The 23,538-nt window shown below is 63.1% G+C and carries 24 protein-coding genes and 1 tRNA gene; 19 read left to right on the forward strand and 6 right to left on the reverse strand.

Annotated features, from left to right (window positions below):
• Positions 1-268: 268 nt before the first annotated feature.
• From AC0L2K_RS12435 to AC0L2K_RS12445, 3 genes are all read right to left on the reverse strand, one after another.
• Positions 269-359, reverse strand: a tRNA-Ser gene (locus AC0L2K_RS12435).
• 52 nt (positions 360-411) lie between these two features.
• Entirely contained in the window at positions 412-1,320 is a 909-nt protein-coding gene (locus AC0L2K_RS12440; RefSeq protein ID WP_473531480.1) for an alpha/beta fold hydrolase, read from the reverse strand.
• Positions 1,321-1,622: 302 nt separating this feature from the next.
• The gene (locus AC0L2K_RS12445; protein WP_473531541.1) at positions 1,623-3,686 is read right to left on the reverse strand and encodes a lytic transglycosylase domain-containing protein; all 2,064 of its coding nucleotides are present in this window, start codon (positions 3,684-3,686) and stop codon (positions 1,623-1,625) included.
• A 334-nt stretch (positions 3,687-4,020) separates the two neighbouring features.
• Between AC0L2K_RS12445 and dapA the strand changes: the two genes are divergently transcribed.
• The 3 genes from dapA to AC0L2K_RS12460 are packed head-to-tail and all read left to right on the forward strand — an operon-like array spanning position 4,021 to position 6,179.
• Complete coding sequence (gene dapA, locus AC0L2K_RS12450) at positions 4,021-4,902, forward strand: 4-hydroxy-tetrahydrodipicolinate synthase (RefSeq protein ID WP_473509938.1); 882 nt, start codon at positions 4,021-4,023, stop codon at positions 4,900-4,902.
• A gap of 25 nt (positions 4,903-4,927) precedes the next feature.
• On the forward strand, positions 4,928-5,407 hold the full coding sequence (gene smpB / locus AC0L2K_RS12455; RefSeq protein WP_023800776.1) for an SsrA-binding protein SmpB: 480 nt from the start codon (positions 4,928-4,930) through the stop codon (positions 5,405-5,407).
• A gap of 28 nt (positions 5,408-5,435) precedes the next feature.
• Positions 5,436-6,179, forward strand: coding sequence for a GH25 family lysozyme (locus AC0L2K_RS12460; RefSeq protein ID WP_473531481.1), 744 nt, complete (start codon positions 5,436-5,438; stop codon positions 6,177-6,179).
• Here the strand turns inward: AC0L2K_RS12460 and AC0L2K_RS12465 are convergent.
• Positions 6,148-6,825: a uracil-DNA glycosylase gene (locus AC0L2K_RS12465; protein ID WP_473531482.1), complete on the reverse strand. Its 678-nt coding sequence runs from the start codon at positions 6,823-6,825 to the stop codon at positions 6,148-6,150. The genes AC0L2K_RS12460 and AC0L2K_RS12465 overlap by 32 nt on opposite strands.
• Complete coding sequence (locus tag AC0L2K_RS12470; protein ID WP_023800773.1) at positions 6,822-7,403, reverse strand: LabA-like NYN domain-containing protein; 582 nt, start codon at positions 7,401-7,403, stop codon at positions 6,822-6,824. The genes AC0L2K_RS12465 and AC0L2K_RS12470 overlap by 4 nt, the downstream gene beginning before the upstream one ends.
• Before the next feature lie 320 nt (positions 7,404-7,723).
• On the opposite strand from AC0L2K_RS12470, the gene rpoZ reads away from it, so the two are divergent.
• The 4 genes from rpoZ (at position 7,724) to AC0L2K_RS12490 (ending at position 11,689) form a co-directional block, all read left to right on the forward strand.
• The gene (rpoZ, locus tag AC0L2K_RS12475; protein WP_023800772.1) at positions 7,724-8,125 is read left to right on the forward strand and encodes a DNA-directed RNA polymerase subunit omega; all 402 of its coding nucleotides are present in this window, start codon (positions 7,724-7,726) and stop codon (positions 8,123-8,125) included.
• 111 nt (positions 8,126-8,236) lie between these two features.
• Positions 8,237-10,465 (forward strand): RelA/SpoT family protein, encoded by a 2,229-nt coding sequence (locus AC0L2K_RS12480; RefSeq protein ID WP_023800771.1) that lies wholly within the window; start codon positions 8,237-8,239, stop codon positions 10,463-10,465.
• A 155-nt stretch (positions 10,466-10,620) separates the two neighbouring features.
• Entirely contained in the window at positions 10,621-11,199 is a 579-nt protein-coding gene (gene pyrE / locus AC0L2K_RS12485) for an orotate phosphoribosyltransferase (RefSeq protein WP_023800770.1), read from the forward strand.
• 109 nt (positions 11,200-11,308) lie between these two features.
• Positions 11,309-11,689 (forward strand): VOC family protein, encoded by a 381-nt coding sequence (locus tag AC0L2K_RS12490; RefSeq protein ID WP_473531483.1) that lies wholly within the window; start codon positions 11,309-11,311, stop codon positions 11,687-11,689.
• Positions 11,690-11,804: 115 nt separating this feature from the next.
• Here AC0L2K_RS12490 and AC0L2K_RS12495 read toward each other — a convergent pair whose 3' ends face one another.
• On the reverse strand, positions 11,805-12,308 hold the full coding sequence (locus AC0L2K_RS12495; protein ID WP_473531542.1) for a MarR family winged helix-turn-helix transcriptional regulator: 504 nt from the start codon (positions 12,306-12,308) through the stop codon (positions 11,805-11,807).
• An 83-nt stretch (positions 12,309-12,391) separates the two neighbouring features.
• On the opposite strand from AC0L2K_RS12495, the gene AC0L2K_RS12500 reads away from it, so the two are divergent.
• The 12 genes from AC0L2K_RS12500 to AC0L2K_RS12555 all read left to right on the forward strand — a co-directional run bounded on the left by AC0L2K_RS12500 (position 12,392) and on the right by AC0L2K_RS12555 (position 23,493).
• Positions 12,392-12,937 carry a DUF417 family protein gene (locus tag AC0L2K_RS12500; protein ID WP_128171001.1) on the forward strand — a complete coding sequence of 182 codons (546 nt, stop codon included), beginning with the start codon at positions 12,392-12,394 and terminating at the stop codon, positions 12,935-12,937.
• Positions 12,938-12,940: 3 nt separating this feature from the next.
• Complete coding sequence (locus AC0L2K_RS12505) at positions 12,941-13,510, forward strand: putative glycolipid-binding domain-containing protein (RefSeq protein ID WP_473531484.1); 570 nt, start codon at positions 12,941-12,943, stop codon at positions 13,508-13,510.
• A gap of 364 nt (positions 13,511-13,874) precedes the next feature.
• A complete protein-coding gene (gene acpS, locus AC0L2K_RS12510; RefSeq protein ID WP_023800765.1) occupies positions 13,875-14,276 on the forward strand; it encodes a holo-ACP synthase in 402 nt (133 codons plus the stop codon).
• 89 nt (positions 14,277-14,365) lie between these two features.
• The gene (gene lepB, locus AC0L2K_RS12515) at positions 14,366-15,115 is read left to right on the forward strand and encodes a signal peptidase I (protein ID WP_287064369.1); all 750 of its coding nucleotides are present in this window, start codon (positions 14,366-14,368) and stop codon (positions 15,113-15,115) included.
• Positions 15,116-15,118: 3 nt separating this feature from the next.
• Entirely contained in the window at positions 15,119-15,844 is a 726-nt protein-coding gene (gene rnc / locus AC0L2K_RS12520; RefSeq protein WP_128170822.1) for a ribonuclease III, read from the forward strand.
• Positions 15,841-16,776, forward strand: a complete 936-nt coding sequence (gene era / locus AC0L2K_RS12525; RefSeq protein WP_023800762.1) for a GTPase Era — start codon at positions 15,841-15,843, stop codon at positions 16,774-16,776. Before rnc ends, era begins: the two co-directional genes overlap by 4 nt.
• Before the next feature lie 42 nt (positions 16,777-16,818).
• The gene (locus AC0L2K_RS12530) at positions 16,819-17,742 is read left to right on the forward strand and encodes an aminoglycoside phosphotransferase family protein (RefSeq protein WP_128170821.1); all 924 of its coding nucleotides are present in this window, start codon (positions 16,819-16,821) and stop codon (positions 17,740-17,742) included.
• A gap of 41 nt (positions 17,743-17,783) precedes the next feature.
• Positions 17,784-18,560, forward strand: a complete 777-nt coding sequence (recO, locus tag AC0L2K_RS12535) for a DNA repair protein RecO (protein WP_473531485.1) — start codon at positions 17,784-17,786, stop codon at positions 18,558-18,560.
• A 270-nt stretch (positions 18,561-18,830) separates the two neighbouring features.
• Positions 18,831-21,572 (forward strand): DUF2339 domain-containing protein, encoded by a 2,742-nt coding sequence (locus AC0L2K_RS12540; RefSeq protein WP_473531486.1) that lies wholly within the window; start codon positions 18,831-18,833, stop codon positions 21,570-21,572.
• 59 nt (positions 21,573-21,631) lie between these two features.
• Positions 21,632-21,874: a type II toxin-antitoxin system VapB family antitoxin gene (locus AC0L2K_RS12545; RefSeq protein WP_473531543.1), complete on the forward strand. Its 243-nt coding sequence runs from the start codon at positions 21,632-21,634 to the stop codon at positions 21,872-21,874.
• A gap of 312 nt (positions 21,875-22,186) precedes the next feature.
• On the forward strand, positions 22,187-22,705 hold the full coding sequence (locus tag AC0L2K_RS12550) for a sigma-70 family RNA polymerase sigma factor (protein WP_023800756.1): 519 nt from the start codon (positions 22,187-22,189) through the stop codon (positions 22,703-22,705).
• The gene (locus AC0L2K_RS12555) at positions 22,702-23,493 is read left to right on the forward strand and encodes an anti-sigma factor family protein (RefSeq protein WP_023800755.1); all 792 of its coding nucleotides are present in this window, start codon (positions 22,702-22,704) and stop codon (positions 23,491-23,493) included. Before AC0L2K_RS12550 ends, AC0L2K_RS12555 begins: the two co-directional genes overlap by 4 nt.
• Positions 23,494-23,538: the final 45 nt, after the last annotated feature.

Below are 23,538 nucleotides of genomic sequence, written 5' to 3' on the forward strand. Positions count from 1 at the left end.
AACCACCATCGCATCGGCGAACGGTCTGTGCGGGTGCTATCCCCCTGCGTTGTTGCACAAATGACACGATTTGGCCTCACTCGGAAAGCTCCCGTTAACCATTGGGCTGCCGGAGACAGGTTGGAGACCCATTGGGCCAGCCCTTGCAATCCGGCCGATTCCGGCAATTGCCTGCCGCAATTGCGGCGATGTCTGTGAGTCGCCGGCCAAGGCATTGCCGCAGAATCGCCGCATGGCGAAAAGCGGCGAGCGCGAAGCGCGAAGCGCATGGCGGAGAGGATGGGATTCGAACCCACGAGAAGCTTTTGACCTCTACTCCCTTAGCAGGGGAGCGCCTTCGACCACTCGGCCACCTCTCCGTTGCGCTGGTGGATAAAGAAAAGCGCCGGCACAATCAACAAGCCTGACCCATTATCGTTGAAAAAACCGGCTCCCGGCGAAGCGTTGCTCTGTCCTGTCCAGAAAAGCGGCGATGGCGCCGGGCAGGCCGCCGGTATCGAGGAAAGGCGCATGGCCCTGGCCTTCGACCGTGATCGTCTCGACACAAGGATGACGCTTTCGCATCTGTTCGAAAGTCTCGGCGGACAGCAGCTTCGAATTGGCGCCGCGTATGGCGAGCAAGGGTATTGCCGCCAGCGCCTCGAACTGCGGCCACATGTCTGGCAGCTTCTGGGTCAGGTCGAGTCCCGCCAGCGTCTCGACCAGCTTCGGGTCGAAATCCGGCAATAATCCTTCAACCGTCTCTCGGTAGAGCGCCGCTACCATCCGCTCCCAATCCGCCTCGGTCAGGGCAGGAAAGTCACTGCCATGCGCGCCGCGCTGGGCGCCGACGGCCTCGGCATAGGTTTTCGGCTTCGGCGCGCGCTCGAGATAGGAGCGGATATGGGCGAGACCGCCGGCCTCGAGCACCGGGCCGATATCGTTCAGCACGATAGCCCGCAGGACTGCCGGCCGCATCGCGCCGAGCACATGGATGACCAGCCCGCCACGCGACGTGCCGATGAAACCTGCCTCGTCGATGCCCAGCGCCGCCAAGCCGGCGAGGATGTCACCGGCTTCGACGCCGATATTGTAGTGGCCGATATCGGGGTCGTAGGCGGATTGCCCGCGCCCGCGATAGTCGAAGGCGACGATTTTTCGCGGCGTTTGCGCCCGCCGCGACAGATGCAGCGCCAGTTCATGAAAATCGCGGCTATTGCGGGTCAGGCCAGGCAGGCAGACGACCGGCCAGTGGCCGGAATTCGCTTCGCCGTAGATGCGGGCGTGGAGTTCAAGCCCGTCCGGCGAGGCGTAGAAGAAGTCGGAAAAACCGCTCGACATTTTGGGACCTCGCTTCCTCGCCGTTGCCGGATCGTCGACTGCTACAGGCGAGGGCGGGGGTGGTCAAATCGAAGCGTCATTTTCGAGATGTCGGCGGGACAGCGCCCCCCTCTGTCCTGCCGGACATCTCCCCCTCAAGGGTCCCTCAAGGGGGGAGATTGGCTGTCCGTTTGCTTTTCGCCAATCGCCAACGCTGATAAGGAAGGCGCCGCCAGTGAAACTGCCAATCTCCCCCCTTGAGGGGGAGATGCCCGGCAGGGCAGAGGGGGGTGCTTCGCCAAGCCAGCCTTCGCCCGAACGGATCAACTCCGCCCGTTCACCAAATCCCCGACAATGTCGTACTTGCCGGAAATGCGCATCTTATAGACTTCGTAATTCTCCATCACGCGCTGGACGTAACTTCTTGTTTCGGTATAGGGAATCCGCTCGATCCAGTCGACGACGGCGTCGATGTCCTTGCCGCGCGGGTCGCCATATCTGGCCACCCACTGGGCTGCGCGGCCGGGGCCGGCATTGTAGCCGGCGAAGGTCAGCACATATGAGCCGTCGAAGCGGCCGAGCTGCTCGCCGAGGAAGGCGGCGCCCAAGGTCGCGTTGTAGCCGGCGTCGGTGGTCAGCCGCGCCTGCGAGAAGGTCATTCCGGCCTTGTCAGCCAATTGCCTGGCGGTCGCCGGCATCAGCTGCAGCAGCCCACGTGCGCCGGCGCTGGAGACGGCGCCGATGTTGAACTCGCTTTCCTGGCGGGCGATCGCATAGGCCAGCGCCTTGCCGGAGCCGGAAATATTGGCGGTCTCGGGAATGACGCCGAGCGGATGCGAAAGCGCCCCGACATCGATGCCGCGCGCGCCGGCGATCTTGCCGACTTTCAGTGCCAGGAAGTGATTGCCCTGCTTTTCCGCCATCGCGGCCAGCAGCGCCAGCTCTCCGGGACTGCTCAGCTGTCCGGCGAGGTCGCGGTAAAGCGTGTCGGCGTAGCGCTGATAGCCCGCCTGCTGCAGTCGCTTGATGGCGCTGACCGCCTCGCGGCTGGAAAAATTCCGGTGATCGGTGGCGCTCGGCTGCGGATGGGCGATGTTGAGGACCTGCCGGCCGACGCGCTCGCCGGCGAGCTGGCCGTAGAACGTCGTGCCGTAACCTGCGGCACGGCTAAAATAATCCCTGGCGCTGCCGGGGCCGCCGGCTTCGGCCGTACGGCCGAGCCAGTAGTAGGCGCGCGACAGCGATATCGGCCCCTGGGCGAGACCGGCGATCCGCTCAAAATGCTTGGCAGCGGTGGTGGGATCGTTGAGGCCGCGCAATGCGTACCAGCCGGCATGAAACTCCGCATCCGCCACGTTGGCAGCAGTTTCGCCGGCGTGTGCGGCGACTATCCTGTAGGCGGTCTTCATGTCGCCCTGGTCGACCAGTTCGCGCGACAGCACCCGGCGCTCGGCCCACCAGGCATCCGGGTCGATCAGAGCGCTGCGGTCGCTCGGCGCCTTCATCACCATTGCGGCGGCGTCGGAAAACTTCTGCTGCTTGCGCAGATATTGGGCTTGGGCGAAGAGATAGCCGGCCGAACGCTGCGCGCCGGGCACCGCCTTCAGCAGTCTGGCCGCGCTCTTGTCGCCCGCATTCTTGTCGCCCGCATTTTTGTCGCCCTTGTCCGCCGCGGCCCAGGCGTCGGCCAGCTGCCGGGCGCCGGCAAGGCCGGCGACGCGCAGCGCCGAATTGACCCGGTCGGCATAAAACATGCGCTCCATGCGGAAACGGTGGTCGGCTGCGGGGATCAGCGTGCCGAATTCCTGGATGATCGCCGCCTCGTCCCTGGCTTGCAGTTTCTCGGTGCGCCAGAAAGGCGACAGCACCGAGCGCGCCGCCTGGACGTTGCCCTGCGACACATAGGAGCGGGCGAGGATCACCACGCCCTCGGCTGTTTGCGGCTGGCTGCCGCCGAATGCCTGCACCACGATCTCAGGCGCGGGGTTCTCGCGGTAGAGCGCGCGCTCGCTGTTCTTGCGCAAGGCGATCATGCCCGGCCAGTTCGGCAGCATTTTCGCAGCATCGGCGATGTCACCGCTTGGCACCCTGTCGCCGCCATAGAACGCGATCGCCCAGGCAAGGATGTGCTGGTCAAGCGAATTGACCGGCAGGGTGTCGCGCACCTGGCGCGCACCGGCAATGTCGTTTGCCGCCAGCGCATCGAGGCCGCTTTTCAACCTGGCGACGCTGGCGAGAGGGGATTCTGGACCCTGCAGGCCGGTATCAAGCAGGTTTGGCTTCGGAATGGTCGACGTGACCTGTGCATCGACTTTGCCGGCGGCGGTCGGCGTCAGCAGGAGAATTGCGCCAAGCAGCGCGAAAAAATGAGGCTGCCGGGTCGGCATCGTCTTCATCATTTCCTGTCTTGCACAATCACCAACAGGCACAGATCAACTGAAGCCTAGTTGGGTGTGGTGAAGAGCCTGTAAACGGGGCTATCGAAGTCGTTCAAAATTGCGCTTGCTGGCATTCTTGTCATGCTTGCCGCGCAACAATGTCGAGACTATGGTGCGCCGCTTCGCTTTCGGCTAGAAGGCGCGCACGACAAAACACCTGCAGCGCCGCGCGTCGTCTCGGACGCGCAAAGAACGCTGTGGCACTTAAAATTTGGCGCATGATCTTTCCGTGAATCGGCTCCGATTTTCGGGCTCGTGCGCCAGTCCCAAGGAGTTGGACGACATGCTGAGAGGCTCGCTTACCGCGCTCGTGACACCGTTCGAAAAGAGCGGCCGTTTCGACGAGAAAGCGTTTCGCGCCTTCATTGCCTGGCAGATCGCTGAAGGCACGACCGGCGTGGTTCCGGTCGGCACCACCGGCGAGTCGCCGACGCTGTCGCATGACGAGCACCGCCACGTCGTCAAAGTGTGCGTCGAGATGGCAAAGGGCCGCGTTCCGGTCGTCGCCGGCGCCGGCTCCAACAACACCGAGGAGGCGGTTGGCCTGGTGCAATATGCCGAGAAGGCCGGCGCCGACGCGGCACTCGTCGTCACGCCCTACTACAACCGGCCGACGCAGCGCGGCCTCTATGCGCATTTCGCTGCCGTCGCCAAGGCGACCAGCCTGCCGATCATCATCTACAACATTCCGCCGCGCTCGGTGATCGACATGATGCCCGAGACGATGGGCCAGCTGGTGCATGACTTCAAGAACATCGTCGGCGTCAAGGACGCCACCGGCAAGGTCGAGCGGGTTTCCGAGCAGCGTGCCACCTGTGGCAAGGATTTCATCCAGCTTTCCGGCGAGGACGCCTCGGCACTCGGTTTCAACGCCCATGGCGGCGTCGGCTGCATCTCGGTGACGGCGAATGTCGCGCCGCGGCTGTGCGCCGAATTCCAGGAGGCGACGCTTTCCGGCGACAGCGCCAAGGCGCTGGACTTGCAGGACCGCCTGCTGCCGCTGCACAAGGCGATTTTCCTGGAACCCGGCGTGTCCGGCGCGAAATATGCGCTGTCGAAGCTCGGCAAGGTCGAGAACGTGCTGCGTTCGCCGCTGGTCACCGTCGAGCAGTCGACCGCCGAAAAGATCGATGCGGCGATGAAGCACGCCGGCTTGATAAACTAAGGATAAGGCGCCACCTCGCCGCATCATGAACCAGGTCAGAAAAGCCGATCCCAACAACAAGACCGTTGCGGAAAACCGCAAGGCGCGGTTTTCCTACGAGGTGCTCGACACGATCGAGGCCGGCTTGGTGCTGACCGGCACCGAGGTGAAGTCGCTGCGCCAGGGCCAGGCCAACATCCAGGACAGCTACGCCTCGGTCGAGGGCGGCGAGATCTGGCTGATCAACTCCTATCTGCCGGAATATCTGCAGGCCAACCGCTTCAACCATGAGCCGCGCCGGCGCCGCAAACTCCTGCTCAACAAGCGCGAGATGGCCAAGCTGTCGCAGAGTGTCGATCGCGAAGGCATGACGCTGGTGCCGCTAAAAATCTATTTCAATGAAAAGGGCCGGGCGAAGCTTGTGCTCGCCGTCGGCCGTGGCAAGAAACTGCACGACAAGCGCGAGACCGAAAAGCAGCGCGACTGGTCGCGCGAAAAGGGCCGGCTGCTGAAGGAGCGTGGGTAGGCCGGGAGCCACTCTTTTGAAGAACCGGATGAGGAACCGAATTGTCCTTTGGGGTGCGGCCAGCCTGATCCTGGCGTGCCTTGTCACGGCCGCCGGCTATTTCTACTTCCAGCCGTTTTCTCCGGACCGCGGCAAATATCCGGTCAGGGGCATCGACGTTTCCCATCACCAGCGACAGATCGACTGGCGGCGTGTTGCCGCCGACGATGTCGCCTTCGCCATCATCAAGGCAACTGAAGGCGGCGACCACGTCGACGATGCCTTCGCGGCCAATCTGCGTGAGGCGCGTGCGGCTGGTCTGGCGGCCGGCGCCTATCATTTCTTCACCTTCTGCCGGCCTGGCGCCGATCAGGCGAAGAATTTCATCTCCGTCGTGCCGAGCGATCAAGCGCTGCTGCCGCCGGTGGTTGATATCGAATTCGTCGGCAATTGCCCGCGACGGCCATCGCCCGAAGAATTGAGCGTTGAACTCTCGGCTTTCCTCGGCCCTGTCGAGGCAGCTTTCGGCAAGACGGCGATCCTTTACGTGACCGACGACGCGGCACGGGCCTATACCAGCCAGATCGTCGGCCGCCCGCGCTGGGTTCGTTCGCTGGCGCTGCAGCCAGGTCATGACGACTGGATCTATTGGCAGTACCACGACAGCGGTCGCGTCGACGGCATCACCGGGGATGTCGATCTGAATGTGCTTCAGGGCGGGCCGGAGAAATTGGCCGAGCTGTTTGCGTCACCGCCCGAATCTATCTCTCCAGAAACGCCGCTATCTCCCTGACGACGTTGACGAACATTGCTTCCGTCAGCACGCCGGTGTTGGTGTTGTAGCGCGAGCAATGATAGCTGGAAAACAGCGTCACGCCATTGGTTTGCTGCTGCCCGCCATGCTTGAACGGATAAGCGGCGACACGCTGGCCGAGCGCCCGCACGGTCGACTGGTGCGCGATCGAGCCCAGCGCCAGCACCGCGCGCAGGTTCTTGAACCGCGCGATCGTCGGCACCAGGAACGTCCGGCAGGTGGCAATCTCGGCGCCGGCCGGCTTGTTGTCCGGCGGCACGCAGCGAACTGCATTGGTAATCGCCGTGCCGACAAGCTCCAGCCCGTCATCGGGCCGCGCCTTGAATTGGCCACGGGCAAAGCCGTGTGCGATCAGCGTGTTGTAGAGCAGGTCGCCGGCAAAATCGCCGGTGAAGGGGCGTCCGGTGCGGTTTGCGCCGCGCAGGCCCGGCGCCAGTCCGACGATCAGCAGCCGCACCGCATCCTCGCCCTCGGGTGGCAGAAAGGTCGGCACTGGTGCATTGAACCAGGACGGCTCGCGCTGCCGCCATTGCGCGATAAAATCATGCAGCCGCGGGCAGAGCGGGCAATCGCGGTCGGGCTCGGAGGACGCGACCAGGGGAGCGGTCAAGACCGCCGCCGTCAATACTCGTCCTCGTCGACTTCGGCCGGTTCGGGCCGGCGCACCGGCCGCTCGGACGGATCGCGGCCGACATCGCTCTTCAAGGTAATCAGGTCGATGAAATGATCGGCCTGGCGGCGCAGATCGTCGGAAATCATCGGCGGCTGCGAAGCCATGGTCGAGACGATCGAGACCTTGCGCCCGCGCCGCTGCAGCGCCTCGACCAGCGTGCGGAAATCGCCGTCGCCGGAAAAGATGACATAGTGGTCGACGACATCGGCGAGTTCCAGCGCATCGACGGTCAGCTCGATGTCCATATTGCCCTTGATCTTGCGGCGGCCGGTCGAGTCGGTGAACTCCTTGGCCGGCTTGGTCACCACCTTGAAGCCATTATAGTCGAGCCAATCGATCAGCGGCCGGATCGAGGAATATTCCTGGTCCTCGACCAGCGCGGTGTAGTAGTAGGCACGCAGCAGGTAGCCGCGCTTCTGGAAGTTCGACAAAAGCCTGCGGTAGTCGATGTCGAAGCCGAGCGCGCGCGACGTGGCGTAAAGATTGGCACCGTCGATGAAAAGGGCGATTTTCTCACGAGGGTCGAACATGGAAATATTCCTTTTCGAAAATATGCGGTCGTCTAAATGCGCGTGACTATCGGTCAGCTTGAAATAACCGGCTGACCTTCGTCATTCGAGATAACGCCGGTTTTACGGCAATCCAAGGGTATGATGCTGCATAGCAAGCAATTGTGATCGGTGCCGCATGTCGCAGGCGGCGCGCGCCCAGACTGGCCTTGGCCAGACCCCGGGCCCAGGCCCCCAGGCCCGGCATTGTCCGGCACTGCCAAAAAGCTTGTATTTTGGCGGCGTTCGGGTTATGGACCGCGCCTGTTTTCCATCAAATCCAGGCATGAAAGGGGCAGCTCATGGCCCGCGTAACCGTTGAAGATTGCATCGACAAGGTCAACAACCGCTTCGAGCTCGTGCTTCTGGCCGGCCACCGCGCCCGTCAGATCAGCCAGGGCGCGCAGATCACCGTTCCTCGTGACAACGACAAGAATCCGGTCATCGCGCTGCGCGAGATCGCCGAGGAGACATTGTCGCCCGACGACCTCAAGGAAGACCTGATCCACTCGCTGCAGAAGCATGTCGAGGTCGATGAGCCGGAAGCCGACGGCGAGGCGATCGCCGACCAGACCGGTACCGCCGCTGCGGCAACTGACGCCGACGACACCGAGGACAACATCACCTTCGACCGCATGACCGAGGAAGACCTCCTGGCCGGCATCGAAGGTCTGGTGCCGCCGGAAAAAAGCGACGATTATTGATCTTCCCACCGGCCGCCGACACTTTCGCGCCGGCGGTTTCGTGGTTATCTATGACATGCGCCGTACGCCAGTGCGGCGCATGATTCATTTCTGCACTGCGAGATCCCGCCCATGATGCGTCAGTATGAGCTTGTCGAGCGCGTCCAGCGCTACAAGCCTGACGTCAACGAGGCGCTGCTCAACAAGGCCTATGTCTACGCCATGCAGAAGCATGGTCACCAGAAGCGCGCCTCCGGCGATCCCTATTTCTCGCATCCGCTCGAAGTCGCCGCCATCCTCACCGAAATGCACATGGATGAGGCGACCATCGCGGTTGCCTTGCTGCACGACACCATCGAGGACACCACGGCGACCAGGGCCGAGATCGACGAGCTGTTCGGTCCGGAAATGGGCAAACTGGTCGAAGGCCTGACCAAGCTGAAGAAACTCGACCTCGTCTCCAAGAAGGCCGAGCAGGCGGAAAACCTGCGCAAGCTGTTGCTGGCGATATCAGAAGACGTTCGCGTGCTTCTGGTCAAGCTTGCCGACCGCTTGCATAACATGCGCACCCTCGACCATGTCCCCGAAGCCAAGCGCCTGCGCATCGCCGAGGAAACGATGGATATCTATGCGCCGCTGGCCGGGCGCATGGGCATGCAAGGCATGCGCGAGGAGCTCGAGGAGATCGCCTTCCGCTTCATCAATCCGGAAGCCTACCGCGCCGTCACCGCGCGGCTCGCGGAAATCTTCGAGCGCAACAAGGATGTGCTGTCCGAGATCGAGAAGGCGCTATCCACGCTGTTCGACAAATATGCGATCAAGGCCGAGGTCAAGAGCCGTCAGAAGAAGCCGTGGTCGGTGTTCCGCAAGATGGAGGCCAAGGCGCTGTCCTTCGAGCAGCTGTCCGACATTTTCGGCTTTCGCGTCGTCGTCGATACTGTCGAGGACTGCTACCGGGCGCTCGGCGCCATCCACACGACATGGTCGATGGTGCCCGGCCGCTTCAAGGACTACATCTCGACGCCGAAGCAGAACGACTACCGTTCGATCCACACCACCATCGTCGGACCGTCGCGCCAGCGCGTCGAGCTGCAGATCCGCACCTATCAGATGAACAAGATCGCCGAATATGGCGTTGCCGCGCATTCTATCTACAAGGACAGCGGCGGCAAGGTGAACGGCACTGCCCATGCGATCTCGAAGGAGACCAACGCCTATGCCTGGCTGCGGCGCACCATCGAGCAGCTTGCCGAAGGCGACAATCCCGAGGACTTCCTCGAAAACACCAAGCTCGAGTTGTTCCAGGACCAGGTTTTCTGCTTCACGCCCAAGGGCATGCTGATCGCGCTGCCGCGAGGCGCGACGCCGATCGATTTCGCCTACGCCGTGCACACCGATGTCGGTGACACCTGCGTCGGCGCCAAGGTCAACGGCCGCATCATGCCGCTGATGACCGAACTGAAGAATGGCGACGAGGTCGAGATCATCCGCTCCAAGGCGCAGGTGCCGCCGGCGGCATGGGAATCGGTCGTCGTCACCGGCAAGGCGCGCTCGGCGATCCGCCGCGCCACCAAGAACGCCATCCGCAAGCAGTATTCGGGTCTCGGCATCCGCATACTGGAACGTGCTTTCGAACGGTCAGGCAAAATTTTTACCAAGGAAAGCTTGAAATCGGTGCTTCATCGGCTGGCACGCAAGGACATCGAGGATGTGCTGGCCTCTGTCGGCCGCGGCGAACTTGCCTCTACCGATGTCATCAAGGCGGTGTTTCCCGACTACAAGGACGAGCGCATCACGCTGGCGGCGCCCAAGCAGCGCGAGGAGGGCTGGTCGAAGATCCGCAACGCCGCCGGCATGCTGTTCCAGATTCCGGGCCGCGCCGCACGCAAGGACAAGGACCAACCAAGGGACGGCGCCGTACCGATCCGCGGCGTGCGCGGCGACCTGCCGGTGCGCTTCGCGCCGGAAGGTGCCGTGCCCGGCGACCGCATCGTCGGCATCGTGCAGCCGGGGACCGGCATCACCATCTATCCGATCCAGTCGCCGGCGCTGCAGGCCTTCGACGACCAGCCAGAACGCTGGATCGACGTGCGCTGGGACATTGACGAGCGCACCAAGGAGCGGTTTCCGGCGCGCGTCTCGGTCACCGCCATCAACGCGCCGGGCTCGCTGGCCGACATTGCGCAGGTCGTTGCATCCAACGACGCCAACATCCATACATTGTCGATGGTGCGCACCGCGCCTGATTTCACCGAAATGCTGATCGATCTCGAAGTCTGGGACCTGAAGCACCTGAACCGGCTGCTGTCGCAGCTCAAGGACAATTCGAGCGTCAGCGACGCACGGCGGGTGAATGGGTGAATGGCGAGAGTAGTGAATAGTGAATAGTGAATAGTGAATAGTGAATAGTGAATAGTGAATAGTGAATAGTGAATAGTGAATAGTGAAAGAAGGGCGCTCTCACTGCCGACTACTGACTATTCACCATTCACCATTCACCATGGTCGGAGCGAACAATGAACACCGATGAAGTGCTGGGCGTTTTCCGTGAAGCCGGTGCCGTTCTCGAAGGGCATTTCATCCTGACATCGGGCTTGCGTAGCCCGGTCTTCCTGCAGAAGGCGCGGGTCTTCATGCATGCCGACAAGACCGAGCGCCTGTGCAAGGCGCTCGCCCAAAAAATCCGCGCTGCTGTGTCCGGCAGGATCGATTACGTCGTCGGCCCGGCGATCGGCGGGCTGATCCCGGCTTACGAAACCTCGCGCCATCTTGGCGCACCGGCGATCTGGGTCGAGCGGGAAGCGGGCGAGTTCAGGCTCCGCCGCTTCGAGATCGCCAGCGGGTCGCGCGTCGTCATCGTCGAGGACATCGTCACCACCGGCCTGTCGATCCGCGAGACCATCGACTGCCTGCGCGCGCTTGGCGCCGAGGTGGTTGCCGCTGCCTGCATCATCGACCGCTCGGCCGGCAAGACCGATGTCGGCGTGCCACTGATCGCGCTCGCCGAATATGAGGTTCCGGCCTACCCGGCCGACAGGCTGCCGCCCGAGCTTGCCGCCATACCGCCTGTCAAGCCGGGCAGCCGCAACATTTAAGGCATGTCGCCTAAAAGCATGCCTTGGGCTTGAACCGGGGCTTGAACCGAGGGTGCGTAGCGGTTTTGGGACACGACCTGCTAAAACAAACATTAACTGAGGCGCTACCGTGATTATCGGCATCGATCATTTCGTGCTGACCGTTCGCTCCGTCGAAGACACCTGCGCCTTCTATCAGCGCGTGCTCGGCTTCAAGCGCCTCGACGAGCCGGACCGGCCGACGGCGCTGCTGTTTGGAACGCAAAAGATCAATGTGCATGAGGCAGGCCACACTTTCGAGCCGAAGGCCAAGGCGCCAACGCCAGGCTCCGCGGATTTTTGCCTGGTCGCCGCGCGCCCGCTCTCGGAGATATGTGCCAGCCTGGCTGCCAATGGCGTGGCGATAGAAGTCGGGCCGGTCGAGCGGATCGGAGCCCTTGGCCCGATGATGTCCGTCTATTTCCGCGATCCGGACGGCAATCTCGTCGAGATCAGCTGGTACAACAGGTAACCGGAATTTCGGCGCGAACGAGCGCATCGGCAAGTCGGCTTGCGGGCAACCGTGTTCACGCCCGCCGCAGCCATCATCGAGGTGCGACGCGCTTTAGTTTTGCCAAAGCCACAGCTCAGGCCAGTTCCGCTTCCACAGGGCAGTCAAGGCAAGCGGTATAGTTGCAGAGCCGGCAAATACGGTATGCATGGTCCTCGGTGCTGACGAGCCCACGCAACAGCTTGGCGGCAAGATTACCCAATTCCTGCAACTCCTCCTGACTTAGAACAGCGAGCGCTGACACGAGCCCTTTCTGGCGAGCGGAAAGAATAGCACTGCAGGTCGTCTCGCCCAGAGGAGTGAGCCTTAGCGCTACCGCGCGATGGTCGTCAGGCGCCGAGAACCGAGCCGCCAATCCATCCGCGACCAGTCGATCGACCAGTCTGACGGTGCCCGAATGGGACAGTGACAATGCGCGGCGCAGCCTCTCGATCGACAGGCCCGGTACGTGGCCAATGAGGGTGATCGCGGAAGCCGCTGGGCCGGGCTCCGGTGCTTTGGCCTGAGCGTCCCGCTGCAAAATGTCCGCAAAGGCGAGCGCTAGAGCGCCAATCACATTTTCAATCCTGGAATCGGTCATTGCCAAAAAATATATGCTCGGAGCATATACATCAAGGTCGAATTATTATATGCTTGGAGCATACAAATCGAAAGGAGAAGGCCATGTTTACCTCTGCAACCGCCAACGCTCCGTTCGTGGCGCGCATCAATCAAGCTGGCTACCACCTTGCTGCCGTCGGTCGCGCGGTAACCCTTTTGGGGGTGGTGCTTCCTCTGCTGTTGATCGGCATTTTGAAATTTACTGCAATCGAGATCGAGGCGCTTAGGCCATTCGTCGAGAATACGCCTTGGCTGGCATGGCTCTATCCCGCATTCGGATTTGCGGGAGCCTCCTACTTCCTGGGCGTGGTCGAACTGGTCACAGCGCTTCTGCTGATAGCATCTGTCCGCAGCGTTTGGGCCGGCCTCGTGGGGGGTGCCATCGGCTCAGTCATCTTCGCGCTGACATCCTCGACAATGCTCACCCTGCCGATCTGGGAAACGGGCTCCGGAGGGTTTCCCTTCCTCAACGGGTTAGGTGCCTTTCTGATCAAGGATGTCGCCTTGCTCGGAGTGAGCCTGGTCATATTGGGGAGCAGCCTTCAGCAACTCGTATCCGACCTCGGCCGAAAAATTGATCGTGGTGATGAACAACGCATCGAGAGGTGAGAGATGTCTCTACTCGCTATCTGGCGCAGGACGGACGAACCAGGGCACGATGTCGTGCAGCTAAAGCAGACAGACCTCGGCTGGCACTTGAATGGAGCCGCTGTATACCTGTCGGATGCGGGCCCGGCACGTTTGGACTACGCTGTGCAACTGGCCGAAGATTGGACGACCAAATCCGGCAGCGTTCGCGGGTTCATCGGTTCCCAGTCAGTTGATCTCACAATAATCCGCAACGAGACCGGCTGGACTGTCAATGGGCAGCGGCAGCCGGCGGTTCAGTCGATGGTGGATCTGGACTACAGCTTTACGCCGGCGACGAACCTACAACAAATTCGCAGAATGAACCTGAAGGTCGGCGACAAGGCGGATTTTCCGGTGGCCTGGCTGGTGGCTGGCGTGTCGAGTTTGGTTGTTCTGCCGCAAACCTACCATCGTGTGAGTGAGACCGAGTACATCTACGAGGCTCCCACAGTGCCATACCGTGCTACGCTGCTCATTCCCGAGGCTGGCTTTGCCGAGGATTACCCCGACGGCTGGGTTTTCGAGACCGGCAACGCCGGCCGCGCAGTATAGGATTGCGGCTGAAGCTTGGCGCTCGCAAGCTGACATCCATGCAACTTGCTGCTTCGGGGCAAGGCGAACCCGTCGCATTTGGTTACCTCCTGTGGCAGACCATCGCGGCAGCGATTCGTTGTCTTGGGACTTGGGTGTCGCTATATCGAAGCCATGATTGCCTTCCGGCGTGCTTGAAGACCCGCTACCGGGTGGCCGGGGCCGGCGTATTGGATCAGGACGGGGACAGAGTGCTTTTTCGACGCCGCAAGCCTGATGGTCTTCTCGAGCGGGTGCGCACCTATGTATGGCCACGCCGCTCTTTCTCGCGCTCCATGCGCCTGACGAACAGAGCTGGAACGGCCGGACGGGAAGTTCCCGCTCAATGATCATTGGCATCGGCAGCGACCTGATCGATATCAGACGCATCGAAAAATCGTTGGAGCGCCATGGCCAGCGCTTCATCCAGCGTATCTACACCGAGGTCGAACAGGCCCGCTCCGAAAACCGCGGCGCCCGCGCCGCCTCTTATGCCAAGCGTTTTGCTGCCAAGGAGGCCTGCGCCAAGGCGCTGGGCACCGGTATGGCGCAAGGGGTGTTCTGGCGCGACATGGGCGTCGTCAATCTGGCCAGCGGCAAGCCGACCATGGCGTTGACCGGCGGGGCGGCGGCGCAGTTGGACAAGATCCTGCCTGAAGGGCACAGAGCGGCGATCCACCTCACCATCACCGATGATTTTCCGCTTGCTCAAGCCTTTGTGATAATCGAGGCGATGCCCGTCGAATAAGCGCCATATTGATCGCATCTGACCACCGGCATGACGTTGCCCAGCGCGCGCCGAGACTCTATACCAACCAACGCATAATCGAGGACGACATGAGCGTGGCTGAAAAATCCCAGAAGAAATCCGGCGGGCTTGGCGAAACCGTCAGCGTCATCGTCCAGGCGCTGTTGCTCGCTCTGGTCATCCGTACGCTTCTTTTCCAGCCATTTTCTATACCGTCCGGGTCGATGCGGCCGACCTTGCTCGAAGGCGACTATCTCTTCGTCACCAAATGGTCCTATGGCTTCTCGCGCTATTCGCTGCCGTTCGGGCCGGACCTGTTTTCGGGCCGCATCTGGGGCGCCGAGCCGAAGCGCGGCGACGTGGCGGTGTTCAAGTTCCCGCCGGACCCCTCCGTCGACTACATCAAGCGCGTCGTCGGCCTGCCGGGCGACAAGATCCAGGTCAAGGATGGCCAGCTCTTCATCAACGGCGTCGGCGTGCAGCGCCAGAAGGTCGGGCAGATCGACAATCGCGACATCACCGAGGAGAGCGGGCCGGTCGACGTCTATCGCGAGACATTGCCGAATGGCGTCAGCTATGACACGCTCGACCTGATACCCAACTCGATCGGTGACAACACCCAGGAGTTCGACGTGCCGCCCGGCCACTATTTCATGATGGGCGACAACAGAGACAATTCCTCGGACAGCCGCTTCACCGTCGGTTTCGTGCCCGACGAGAACCTGGTCGGTCGCGCCAACCTCATCTTCTTCTCGATCGGTGGCAGCGCCAGCCCGCTCGAAATCTGGAAATGGCCGTCGCAGATGCGCGCGTCGCGCCTGCTCCATTTCGTCAAATAGGTCATGGTGGCGACAAAACGGCTGACCGTCGACGCGCTCGCCGAAGCGCTCATGGAGCGCACCGGCCACGCCTTTGCCGATCGACTGCGCTTGCAGCGCGCGCTGACCCATGCCAGCGCCCGCAGCAGCCATGCCGGCATTGACTATGAGCGTTTCGAATTCCTGGGCGACCGCGTCCTCGGCCTGGTCGTCGCCGACATGCTGCTGGCGGCGTATCCTGATGCTGCCGAAGGTGAGCTGTCGCTCCGGCTCAACGCGCTGGTCAATGCCGAGGTGCTGGCGGACATCGCCGAGGAGATCGGCCTGCCGGAGCTGATCCGTGCCGGCTCGGACGTACGCGGCCTGGACGGGCGCAAACGCGTCAATCTGCGGGCTGATGCGCTGGAATCGCTGATCGCCGTGCTCTATCTCGACGGCGGGCTGGAGGCGGCCCGCGCCTTCATCCACAAATACTGGCGGCCGCGCTCGCAGGCCATCGGTGCCGCCCGCCGCGATGCCAAGACCGAACTGCAGGAATGGGCGCATCAGGCGGCAGGCGCCGTGCCGGTCTACATAATTGACAGCCGCGAGGGACCGGACCACGATCCGCTGTTCACCGTCAGCGTCAAGGTCGGCGCCTATCCGCCGGCGAGCGGCAGCGGGCGCTCCAAGCGCGAGGCCGAGCAAGCCGCCGCGACCGCACTGCTGTTGCGCGAAGGCGTCTGGCTAAACAAGGGGAGCGCGGCATGACCGCCACCGAAGACGTCCCGCCGCCGGCAACAGAAGCCGCCACCACGCATTCTGGCTTCGTCGCGTTGATCGGCGCGCCCAATGCGGGGAAATCGACGCTGGTCAACCAACTGGTCGGCGCCAAGGTGTCGATCGTCACCCACAAGGTGCAGACGACGCGCGCCATCGTGCGCGGCATCGCCATCCACAATAACGCACAGATCGTCTTCGTCGACACGCCGGGCATCTTCAAGCCGAAGCGGCGGTTGGACACGGCGATGGTGACGACCGCCTGGGGCGGCGCCAAGGACGCCGACATCGTGCTGCTGCTGATCGACGCCGAGCGCGGCATCAGGGGCGACGCCGACGCGATCCTCGAACGGCTGAAGGATGTCCGCCAGCCGATGGTGCTGATCCTCAACAAGGTCGACCGGGTCAAGCCCGAGGCGCTGCTGGCCCTGTCCGCGGCAGCGAATGAAAGAGTGCCGTTCAAGCGCACCTTCATGGTCTCGGCGCTAACCGGGTCGGGCTGCAAGGACGTGCTCGACTATCTCTCGGAAACCCTGCCTGCCGGCCCCTGGTATTACCCGGAAGACCAGATCTCCGACTTGCCGATGCGTCAGCTGGCGGCCGAGATCACCCGAGAAAAGCTCTATCTCAGGCTGCATCAGGAACTGCCCTATTCCTCCCATATCGAGACCGAGAAATGGGAAGAGAAGAAGGACGGCTCGGTGCGCATCGACCAGACCATCTATGTCGAGCGTGACAGCCAGAAGAAGATCGTGCTCGGCCACAAGGGCGAGACGATCCGTGCCATCGGCCAGGCGGCACGCATGGAGATATCCGGTATCCTTGAACAGAAGGTGCATCTTTTCCTGTTCGTCAAGGTGCGCGAGAACTGGGGCGACGACCCCGAGCGCTATCGCGAGATGGGGCTGGATTTTCCGCATTAGAGCATGTTCCCGAAAAGTGGGAGCCGGTTTTCGGAAAAGATCATGCTCGAACCAGAAGTCACTATCGACACAGCCCTCGTGAGCCGGTTGGTCGCCACGCAATTTCCCCGATGGAAGGATCTTGCTGTCCGGCCGGTTGCATCAGGCGGATGGGACAACAGGACCTTTCATCTCGGAGACCATATGCTGGTGAGGCTGCCGAGTGCGGCGGCCTATGCCTTGCAGGTCGAAAAGGAACATCGCTGGCTGCCAAGGCTTGCGCCTCTGCTGCCGCTGCCTGTCCCTGTCCCGCTGGCGATGGGAGCCCCGGTCGATGACTATCCCTGGCATTGGTCCGTCTACCGCTGGATCGAAGGCGAGACGGCGACGCTGGAGCGTATTGCCAGCCTGCCGCAATTCGCGGCCGGCCTGGCCCAGTTCCTGGTCGCCCTGCAACGGATCGATCCCGCCGGTGGACCGGCGCCAGGGCAGCACAATTTTTTTCGCGGCGGACCACTGAGCGTCTATGACGGTGAGACCCGGCAAGCAATTGCAACCCTCGACGGCAAGATCGACACGGTCGCCGCGAGCGCGGTGTGGGAAGCGGCGCTTGCCGCGACATGGCACGGCGCGCCCGTCTGGTTCCACGGCGACGTCAGTTGGGGAAACCTGTTGGTCAGGCAAGGTGCTTTGAGCGCCGTGATCGACTTCGGAACTTCAGGCGTGGGCGATCCCTCGTGCGACTTGGCGATTGCGTGGACGCTCTTCGAAGGGAAAAGCCGAGAGGTGTTTCGCGCCGGTCTTCAGGCCGATGAGGCAACCTGGGCGCGAGGCCGTGGCTGGACGCTATGGAAAGCGCTGATTACGGTCGCCGGCCATATAGACATCAATCCAATTGAGGTTGAAAAGTCGCGACGCGTGATCGATGAAGTGCTTGCCGATCACCTCCGCGCGGATCGCCGCGGAGGGCACCCACACAGCGCCTGAAAAACTTGATTTCGCCACCGAAGCGATGACAAGCTACGTTCATGGAATGGCGCGACGAGGGAATTATTCTCGGCACCCGCAAGCATGGCGAAACCAGCGCCATTCTTGAGGTCATGACGCGTGCGCACGGCCGCCACCTCGGCCTTGTGCGCGGCGGCCGCTCGCGCAAGCAGCAGCCGGTTCTGCAGCCCGGCAACCGCGTCGACCTGTTGTGGCGGGCGCGACTCGACGAGCATCTGGGCACCTTCCAGGCCGAGGCGATCGAGATGAACGCCGCCCGGCTCATGGACAGCGCCGTCGCCATCTATGGGCTGCAGACCATGGCGGCGCATCTGCGCCTGCTGCCCGAGCGCGACGCGCATGACGGTCTCTACGAGACGCTGGCCGTGATGATCGCCCATCTCGACGATGCGGACGCCGCCGGCGAGCTGGTGGCGCGCTTCGAATTGCTGATTCTCGACGAACTCGGCTTCGGCCTCGATCTCAGCCAGTGTGCCGCGACCGGCGCCAGGCAGGACCTTGCCTATGTCTCGCCGAAGTCCGGGCGCGCCGTGTCGCGCGCCGCAGGCGCGCCATGGCGCGACAAGATGCTGGTGCTCCCCGAATTCCTGCAGCGCGGCTCCGGGCTGCGCGCCGATCCGGCGGCGATCGAGGACGCCTTCCGGCTGACCGGCTTCTTTTTTTCCCGCCATGTCTACGAGCCGCGCGGGATCGAGGAGCCCGGTGCCCGCACCGGCTTCCTCGCCGCCCTACGCAAGCACCATGCGGCGGGCAAAGAGATTGGCGCCGTGACCGCCGCCGGAGAAATCATTACATGAGCGACGTGGAACTCTTTCCAGGCCAGGTCTCGCCGCCCGGCCTCGGCACTTATTCCACACGCCGACATCGGCTGAATATACCGGCCTGGAATTGCTCCAGCGCATCATCGACAACAAATACAAGGCGCCGCCGCTGGCTTTCGGCACCGAAACATGCTCGATCTTTCCGCTCGCCAGTCTTTCCGCTCGCCAGTCTGGCGGCGCTGACTCGGCTGGCCGTCTGGCCGCCGTATTTGTCGGTCACTACTGGCTTGGTTTGGGGGAACCGCCATGTTCGAAAGCCTGATCGGCCTCGTCGCGATCATCGCGCTGTTCGTCATTATCTCGCGCCAGCAGAGCCGCATCGGCCTGATCGAGCGCGAACTTGGTGCGCTGCGCAGCCTCGTGCTTTCGGGCGTCCATGTGGCCCCGCCGCAGGCCAAGCCGGTAGAACAGGCCGCAAACGACAGCATGCCGGCAGACGCGGCAATTGCGGCCGTCACCGACATTGCCCCGCCACCGGCGGGCGAAGCTGCTGCTGAGGAAAAGCCGCCCACGGAGGTTGAAGCCACGGAGGCTGCATCCGGACCGTGGGCTGCGGGTGAAGCGGCGCCGGCTGGGCCTGCACCTGCGCAACCGGTGGCCGCGACGGCGAAACCGGCCCAAAAACCCGATATTGAAACGGCGCTCGGCACCCGCTGGGCGGTCTGGGTCGGCGGCATTGCGCTGGCGCTGGGCGGGCTGTTTCTGATCCGCTACACCATCGAGGCCGGCATTTTCGGTCCCGGCGTGCGGCTGAGCATGGCAGCAATGCTCGGGCTGGTGCTGGTCGCCGTCGGCGAGTTCATCCGCCGTACCGGCTTCAAGGTGCCGGTGCAGGGAGTCGCCGGCGCCTATATTCCGGCGATCCTGACGGCGGCCGGTGCTTTCATCCTGTTCGGCACGGTTTATGCCGCGCATGGCGTCTACGGCTTCATCGGGCCGGCGCTCGCCTTCACGCTGCTCGGCGCCATCGGTGTGGCGACGATCGCAGCAGCCCTCGTCCATGGCAAGGCGCTGGCCGGTGTCGGCCTGCTCGGCGCGGTGGTGACGCCCATGCTGGTCGCCTCGCAGGCGCCGAATCCTTGGGCGCTGTTCGGCTATTTGGCGATTGTGCTCGCCGCTACCGGCGTGATCGCCCGCCTGCGCGACTGGAAATTGCTGATGGCGGCAGCGTTCGTCGGCACCGGCCTCTGGACCATTCTTTACATGACCGATGCGCCGGGCACCAACCTGCCTGTCGTCCTCTTTATCAATGCGGTGACCCTGGCGGTGCTCGCCCTCGTCTGGCTCGGCCGTCGCGGTGGCGAAGCAGAACCCGCCAGGGGCTTCGACTGGCCATCGGTCGCGCCTGGCTTCTTCGTCGGCCTTTCGGCGATGGCGCTGTTCGTCGACCCCGCATACGCTGCCGGCGATGCTCTGCCGGGTGCAGCCCTTATCGCAGCCTTGGTCGCGGTAGCGCTCTACCGACCGCTGGCGCTGGCGCTTCTGCACGCCGCAGGGCTGGCGACGGTTCTGGTCTACCTCGGCATCATTCCGCCAACCTCTGTCGTTTCAGACTTTTCGGGTGGCGCTCTCGGCGTCGATGGCCTGCCGGCGGCAGTTGCCGATACGCTGATACTCAGGATCGGCATCGTTCTCGGACTTGTGTTCATCGCAGCCGGCTTCTGGGCAGCGCGCAAATATGCTGCATCGGCTCACATCCGCGCCGCCTCATGGGCGGCATGGGGCGTTGTCGCGCCGCTGGTCATTCTGTTGGCGCTCTGGTTCACCTTCGGCAATCTCGACCGCGATCTTGTCTACGCGGCGGTTGCAGCCCTTTTGGTGGTGGTCTTCGCCACCGGCGGCGAGTGGATTGCGCGCGGTGAACAGCCGCCGCTGCGGGGCGGTGCGGCCGTCTCGTTCGCGCTTGGCGGGGCAGCAGTCGCTGCCTTGCTGATGCTCTACATGGCCTTTGGGTCCGGCTGGACGACCATGCTTCTGGGTGCCGCGGCCATCGTGCCGGCGCTGGCCACCCGCTGGCGCGCCTACCCGGTGCTCGGCTGGATTTCGGTCGCTGCGGTCATCGCGGTGCTCGGTCGCATCGCCTTCGATCCGACAATCGTCGGCGCTGAATTCCTGTCGAGGACGCCGGTGTTCAACTGGCTGCTGCCGGGCTACGGCGTGCCGGCGCTTGCCTTCGGCTTCGCCGCCTGGCAACTCGCCCGCACCACAAATGGCCGGCCACGCCTCGCCATGGAAGCGGGCGCAGCGCTGTTTGCAGTGCTCACGGTTGCCATATTGGTGCGCCATGCCATGCATGGCGGCGTCATCGACATGGGTGCTGCGACGCTCGCCGAGCAGGCGATCTACACGCTGATCGCCATCGGCGCCGGCGCCATCCTGGTCGCCGTCGACATGCGCTCGCCAAGCTTGGTGCTGCGCTATGGTTCGCTTGCCGCGGGCGTCGTCTCGGTCGCCTTCATCGTCATCCAGCATTTTGTGGCGCTGAACCCGCTGTTTACCGACGAATCAACCGGCCGGATCCCGGTGTTCAACCTGCTGTTCCTCGCCTATCTCTTGCCAGCCCTCGCTGCCGGCGGGCTCGCGCTCTACGCCCGTGACAAGCGGCCGAAATGGTATGCCGCGATGCTGGCGCTGGTGGCGGCGCTGCTCGCCTTCGTCTATGCGACGCTGTCGGTGCGGCGGCTGTTCAAGGGCGAGTTCATCGGCCTGTGGAGCGGCCTCGGCCAGCTCGAGACCTACACCTATTCCGCGCTGTGGCTGATCATCGGCGTGGCGCTGCTAACCGCCGGCGTCTGGCTGAAGTCGCAGGTGCTGCGCGTTGCGTCGGCCGCCCTGATCTCGGTCGCGGTGTTGAAGGTGTTCCTCTTCGACATGTCGGAACTGGAAGGCGTTCTGAGGGCGCTGTCCTTCATCGGCCTCGGCGCGGTGCTGATCGGCATCGGCCTGTTCTATCAGCGGCTGCTGACAAGAGCAGCGAGAGGAACCTAAAGGTCTGTTGTTTGGATATTCAAAATGAAATATTTGAATATCCCGAAGGAGACTTTCAAGTGCCGCTCTATATTCGCGATGACGAAGTGGATGCGTTGCCCACGAAACTGCAGCGAGAGATCAACGCCGCCAGCAAAACGGAAGCCGTGCGGATTGCGCTTTTGCATGAACTTGAGCGTAACCACGCCTGCAAGCCTTTACGTGACAGGATTGCGGTGTGGCAGGAGAAGTGTGCCGCGTTGGGGCCATCCGATCCCAACTTCGACATGAAGGCATTTACTGACGAGGCATGGGAAGACTGACGCTGGCGAGCCCGGTCTGGGCGGTTCAACTGTGAGTCCCAATACGGCGTGGGATATTTCGCAGCGCTGGAGGGGTGCGAAGGAACTCGGCGGCTCGCTGCGCCTTCCGCACATGCCACGGCGGGTTATCGGGGCCCGCGATGAGAGGACTCTGCGTTGCCTCTCAATCCCACCGGGAATAAACCGGTCCGCGCCAGCGTTATTGCATTGCTTGGGTGGCCGGGCGGCGGACCGCTTCGCGCTGGCCGCTTGCGCCGCGCCGTGAAGGCGCGTTCAATCGGATGAACAAGGGCGACCTCAGAACCAGCGGTCATGGACGAAAAGAAGGCAGCAATCCTTGGCGAGATACCACGCCTGCGCCGTTACGCGCGCTCGCTGCTGCGCGATCGCGATTCCGCCGACGATCTCGTTCAGGACTGTCTCGAACGGGCGCTTGTGCGGCTCGACAATTGGCAGACTGGAGAAAGCCCCAGGAGGTGGCTGTTTACGATCATGCATCATTTGTTCATCGACCAGATGCGCAAGGTGAACCGGCGCGGCGAAGCAGCGATCTTGCCGCTGGAAGCGCGCGAGGCGCAGGCAGCGCCCGCTGAGCAGGTGGAGAGCATCGCCTCGCGCGAGATCATCGACGCGTTGCAGGCGATCAGCCCCGATCGGCGCGCAGCACTGGTCATGGTCGCCATCGAAGGCTTTTCCTATGCCGAGGCCGCCAACATCCTCGGCGTTCCGGCCGGCACGCTGATGTCGCGCATCGCGCGCGGGCGTGACGAGTTGCGCGGGTTGCTGGATGATGCCGCGCGTCGCCGGGCGATAAGGATCGTCGAGAAATGACCCGGCGCGACTTTTCCGAACGCGACATCCATATGGCCCTCGATGACGAGCTGCCGGTTGACGAGCGCGTGGCTTATGACGCCTGGCTCGAGGCCAATCCTGAAATGAAGGCGAGGAGCGTCCGCTATGTCGCCGACCGCGCAGCACTTCGTGCCGCCTTCGCCGGCGTGCTCGACGAGCCGGTGCCGGCGCGGTTGCAAAATATCGTGTTCGGCGAGGGGCCGGTCAAGACGGCGGCATCGAGCTCGCGCTGGTGGCGGGCGGCCGCCGCAGCGGCGATGCTGGCCATCGGCGGTGTTGGCGGCTATGTCGCCGGCATCGACCATCTCGGTCTGGAAGATCCGGCCGAGGACCAACTCGCCGAACAGGCGATCGCAGCCCATGTCCTCTATGCCGCCGAGCAGCGGCATGCGGTGGAAGTGCCGGCCAGCGACAAGGATCATCTGCAGACCTGGCTGTCCAATAGGCTCGGCCTGAAGCTGGTCGCACCGGATCTGGCGGCGCAAGGATTCCAGCTCATCGGCGGTCGGCTGCTGCCCGCTGGCGAGAGCAAGGCCGCGATGTTGCTTTATGAGGACGCCAAGGGCGAGCGCATCTCGCTGTTCGTCACAGCGGAATCGGCCGAGAAGACCAAGGGCACTTATGGATCGGAAGAAGACGGCCCCGAGGCGATCTACTGGTTGGACAAGGGCTATGGCTGCGCCGTCGTCGGCTCGCTGCCGCGCGCGCAGCTGACTGCAGTGGCGAAGAGCGCCTACAGCCAGCTTGTCGCCGGGCTTGCCAGCTGAGCTGCGCTGTTTTTCAAAGCTTGCGTCTACAGCGCCGCGTCTTTG

It is taken from the genome of Mesorhizobium sp. WSM4817 (genome assembly GCF_055811135.1).

Bases quoted from the DNA above. Each gene is read 5' to 3' on its own strand.
- AC0L2K_RS12440 (WP_473531480.1), bottom strand. From the start codon at position 1,320: ATGTCGAGCGGTTTTTCCGACTTCTTCTACGCCTCGCCGGACGGGCTT.
- AC0L2K_RS12445 (WP_473531541.1), bottom strand. From the start codon at position 3,686: ATGCCGACCCGGCAGCCTCATTTTTTCGCGCTGCTTGGCGCAATTCTC.
- dapA (WP_473509938.1), top strand. From the start codon at position 4,021: ATGCTGAGAGGCTCGCTTACCGCGCTCGTGACACCGTTCGAAAAGAGC.
- smpB (WP_023800776.1), top strand. From the start codon at position 4,928: ATGAACCAGGTCAGAAAAGCCGATCCCAACAACAAGACCGTTGCGGAA.
- AC0L2K_RS12460 (WP_473531481.1), top strand. From the start codon at position 5,436: ATGAGGAACCGAATTGTCCTTTGGGGTGCGGCCAGCCTGATCCTGGCG.
- AC0L2K_RS12470 (WP_023800773.1), bottom strand. From the start codon at position 7,403: ATGTTCGACCCTCGTGAGAAAATCGCCCTTTTCATCGACGGTGCCAAT.
- rpoZ (WP_023800772.1), top strand. From the start codon at position 7,724: ATGGCCCGCGTAACCGTTGAAGATTGCATCGACAAGGTCAACAACCGC.
- AC0L2K_RS12480 (WP_023800771.1), top strand. From the start codon at position 8,237: ATGATGCGTCAGTATGAGCTTGTCGAGCGCGTCCAGCGCTACAAGCCT.
- pyrE (WP_023800770.1), top strand. From the start codon at position 10,621: ATGAACACCGATGAAGTGCTGGGCGTTTTCCGTGAAGCCGGTGCCGTT.
- AC0L2K_RS12495 (WP_473531542.1), bottom strand. From the start codon at position 12,308: ATGACCGATTCCAGGATTGAAAATGTGATTGGCGCTCTAGCGCTCGCC.
- AC0L2K_RS12500 (WP_128171001.1), top strand. From the start codon at position 12,392: ATGTTTACCTCTGCAACCGCCAACGCTCCGTTCGTGGCGCGCATCAAT.
- AC0L2K_RS12505 (WP_473531484.1), top strand. From the start codon at position 12,941: ATGTCTCTACTCGCTATCTGGCGCAGGACGGACGAACCAGGGCACGAT.
- acpS (WP_023800765.1), top strand. From the start codon at position 13,875: ATGATCATTGGCATCGGCAGCGACCTGATCGATATCAGACGCATCGAA.
- lepB (WP_287064369.1), top strand. From the start codon at position 14,366: ATGAGCGTGGCTGAAAAATCCCAGAAGAAATCCGGCGGGCTTGGCGAA.
- rnc (WP_128170822.1), top strand. From the start codon at position 15,119: ATGGTGGCGACAAAACGGCTGACCGTCGACGCGCTCGCCGAAGCGCTC.
- era (WP_023800762.1), top strand. From the start codon at position 15,841: ATGACCGCCACCGAAGACGTCCCGCCGCCGGCAACAGAAGCCGCCACC.
- AC0L2K_RS12530 (WP_128170821.1), top strand. From the start codon at position 16,819: ATGCTCGAACCAGAAGTCACTATCGACACAGCCCTCGTGAGCCGGTTG.
- recO (WP_473531485.1), top strand. From the start codon at position 17,784: ATGGAATGGCGCGACGAGGGAATTATTCTCGGCACCCGCAAGCATGGC.
- AC0L2K_RS12540 (WP_473531486.1), top strand. From the start codon at position 18,831: ATGTTCGAAAGCCTGATCGGCCTCGTCGCGATCATCGCGCTGTTCGTC.
- AC0L2K_RS12550 (WP_023800756.1), top strand. From the start codon at position 22,187: ATGGACGAAAAGAAGGCAGCAATCCTTGGCGAGATACCACGCCTGCGC.
- AC0L2K_RS12555 (WP_023800755.1), top strand. From the start codon at position 22,702: ATGACCCGGCGCGACTTTTCCGAACGCGACATCCATATGGCCCTCGAT.